The 3,055-nt window shown below is 50.9% G+C and carries 2 rRNA genes (1 of these 2 only partly in view); both read right to left on the bottom strand.

The annotated features are described in order from the left end of the window. Positions 1–12 precede the first annotated feature (12 nt). Positions 13–125 (bottom strand): 5S ribosomal RNA (rrf, locus tag AC2YJX_RS26190). Positions 126–268: 143 nt separating this feature from the next. Further along, positions 269–3,055 (bottom strand): 23S ribosomal RNA (locus AC2YJX_RS26185); it runs 92 nt beyond the window's last position.

Raw genomic sequence — 3,055 nt, 5'->3', positions numbered from 1 at the left:
TGGGCTGTAAGAGCCTGACGATGACCTACTTTCACACGGGAACCCGCACTATCATCGGCGCAAAGTCGTTTCACTGTCCTGTTCGGGATGGGAAGGAGTGGTACCAACTTGCTATGGTCATCAGGCATAACTTGGTGCTGGGCTGTTCGAGGAACAGCTCGGCGAATTCATAGAGTTTGGAATCAGATTTTGTGTGTTTTGACTGCGTCAACTTGGCATAACAATCTTTGAGCTGTTCACACTTGCGTGTGTTGGCTATCAAAGTTATAGGGTCAAGCCGCACGAGCAATTAGTATCAGTTAGCTTAACGCATTACTGCGCTTCCACACCTGACCTATCAACGTCCTGGTCTTGAACGACTCTTTAGGGGGCTCAAGGCCCCGGCAGATCTCATCTTGAAACGAGTTTCCCGCTTAGATGCTTTCAGCGGTTATCTCTTCCACACTTAGCTACTCGGCAATGCCACTGGCGTGACAACCGATACACCAGAGGTGTGTCCACTCCGGTCCTCTCGTACTAGGAGCAGGCTTCCTCAAATCTGCAGCGCCCACGGAAGATAGGGACCAAACTGTCTCACGACGTTTTAAACCCAGCTCACGTACCTCTTTAAATGGCGAACAGCCATACCCTTGGGACCGGCTACAGCCCCAGGATGAGATGAGCCGACATCGAGGTGCCAAACACCGCCGTCGATATGAACTCTTGGGCGGTATCAGCCTGTTATCCCCAGAGTACCTTTTATCCGTTGAGCGATGGCCCTTCCATACAGAACCACCGGATCACTATGTCCTGCTTTCGCATCTGCTCGACTTGTCAGTCTCGCAGTTAAGCACGCTTATGCCATTGCACTATCGTCACGATGTCCGACCGTAACTAGCGTACCTTCGAACTCCTCCGTTACGCTTTGGGAGGAGACCGCCCCAGTCAAACTGCCTACCATGCACTGTCCCCGATCCAGATAATGGACCTAGGTTAGAACCTCAAACACACCAGGGTGGTATTTCAACGTTGGCTCCATGACATCTAGCGACATCACTTCAAAGCCTCCCACCTATCCTACACAGATCTGTTCAAAGTCCAATACAAAGCTACAGTAAAGGTTCATGGGGTCTTTCCGTCTTTCCGCGGGGAGATTGCATCATCACAAACATTTCAACTTCGCTGAGTCTCAGGAGGAGACAGTGTGGCCATCGTTACGCCATTCGTGCAGGTCGGAACTTACCCGACAAGGAATTTCGCTACCTTAGGACCGTTATAGTTACGGCCGCCGTTTACTGGGACTTCAATCAAGAGCTTGCACCCCATCATTTAATCTTCCAGCACCGGGCAGGCGTCACACCCTATACGTCCACTTTCGTGTTTGCAGAGTGCTGTGTTTTTATTAAACAGTCGCAGCCACCGATTTTTTGCAACCCCGTTGGGCTCGCCTTGTACAGGTTCACCTACTTGGGGCATACCTTCTCCCGAAGTTACGGTATCAATTTGCCGAGTTCCTTCTCCTGAGTTCTCTCAAGCGCCTTAGAATACTCATCTCGCGCACCAGTGTCGGTTTGCGGTACGGTCGTCAATAGCTGAAGCTTAGTGGCTTTTCCTGGAAGCAGGGTATCACTCACTTCGTCTGCAAGCAGACTCGTTATCACCCCTCATCTAAGCCCGGCGGATTTGCCTACCAGGCACGACTACAGGCTTGAACCAACATATCCAACAGTTGGCTGAGCTAACCTTCTCCGTCCCCACATCGCACTATTGATCGGTACAGGAATATTGACCTGTTTCCCATCAGCTACGCATCTCTGCCTCGCCTTAGGGGCCGACTCACTCTACGCCGATGAACGTTGCGTAGAAAACCTTGCGCTTACGGCGAGGGGGCTTTTCACCCCCTTTAACGCTACTCATGTCAGCATTCGCACTTCTGATACCTCCAGCATCCGTTACCAGACACCTTCACAGGCCTACAGAACGCTCTCCTACCACGTGCAATAAATTGCACATCCGCAGCTTCGGTAACTGGCTTAGCCCCGTTACATCTTCCGCGCAGGACGACTCGATCAGTGAGCTATTACGCTTTCTTTAAATGATGGCTGCTTCTAAGCCAACATCCTGACTGTTTTAGCCTTCCCACTTCGTTTCCCACTTAGCCAATTTTAGGGACCTTAGCTGGCGGTCTGGGTTGTTTCCCTCTTGAGTCCGGACGTTAGCACCCGGTGCTCTGTCTCCCAAGCTGTACTCGTCGGTATTCGGAGTTTGCATAGGTTTGGTAAGTCGCCATGACCCCCTAGCCTAAACAGTGCTCTACCCCCGACGGTAATACTTGAGGCACTACCTAAATAGTTTTCGGAGAGAACCAGCTATTTCCAAGTTTGTTTAGCCTTTCACCCCTATCCACAGCTCATCCGCTAGTTTTGCAACACTAGTCGGTTCGGACCTCCAGTACCTGTTACGGCACCTTCATCCTGGCCATGGATAGATCACTTGGTTTCGGGTCTACACCCAGCGACTGATTCGCCCTATTCGGACTCGATTTCTCTACGGCTTCCCTATTCGGTTAACCTTGCCACTGAATGTAAGTCGCTGACCCATTATACAAAAGGTACGCAGTCACCCTTGCGGGCTCCTACTTTTTGTAAGCATGCGGTTTCAGGATCTATTTCACTCCCCTCCCGGGGTTCTTTTCGCCTTTCCCTCACGGTACTGGTTCACTATCGGTCGATTACGAGTATTTAGCCTTGGAGGATGGTCCCCCCATATTCAGACAGGATTTCTCGTGTCCCGCCCTACTTTTCTCTAGCTTAGTACCACACGTCTGTTTTCGCATACAGGGCTATCACCTGCTATGGCCGGACTTTCCATTCCGTTTTGCTAACAGTCGTGCTATCACTAGAAGGCTCTTCCGATTTCGCTCGCCACTACTTTCGGAATCTCGGTTGATGTCTTTTCCTCGAGCTACTGAGATGTTTCAGTTCACCCGGTTCGCCTCGCATGACTATGTATTCATCATGCGATACCTCTTGCGAGGTGGGTTTCCCCATTCAGAAATCTCCGGATCAAAGCTTAT

The organism is Acidovorax sp. SRI_002 (genome assembly GCF_057586455.1).
The sequence above is the reverse complement of the archived record's forward strand: the minus strand, read 5'-3'. Positions and strand labels throughout refer to the sequence as shown.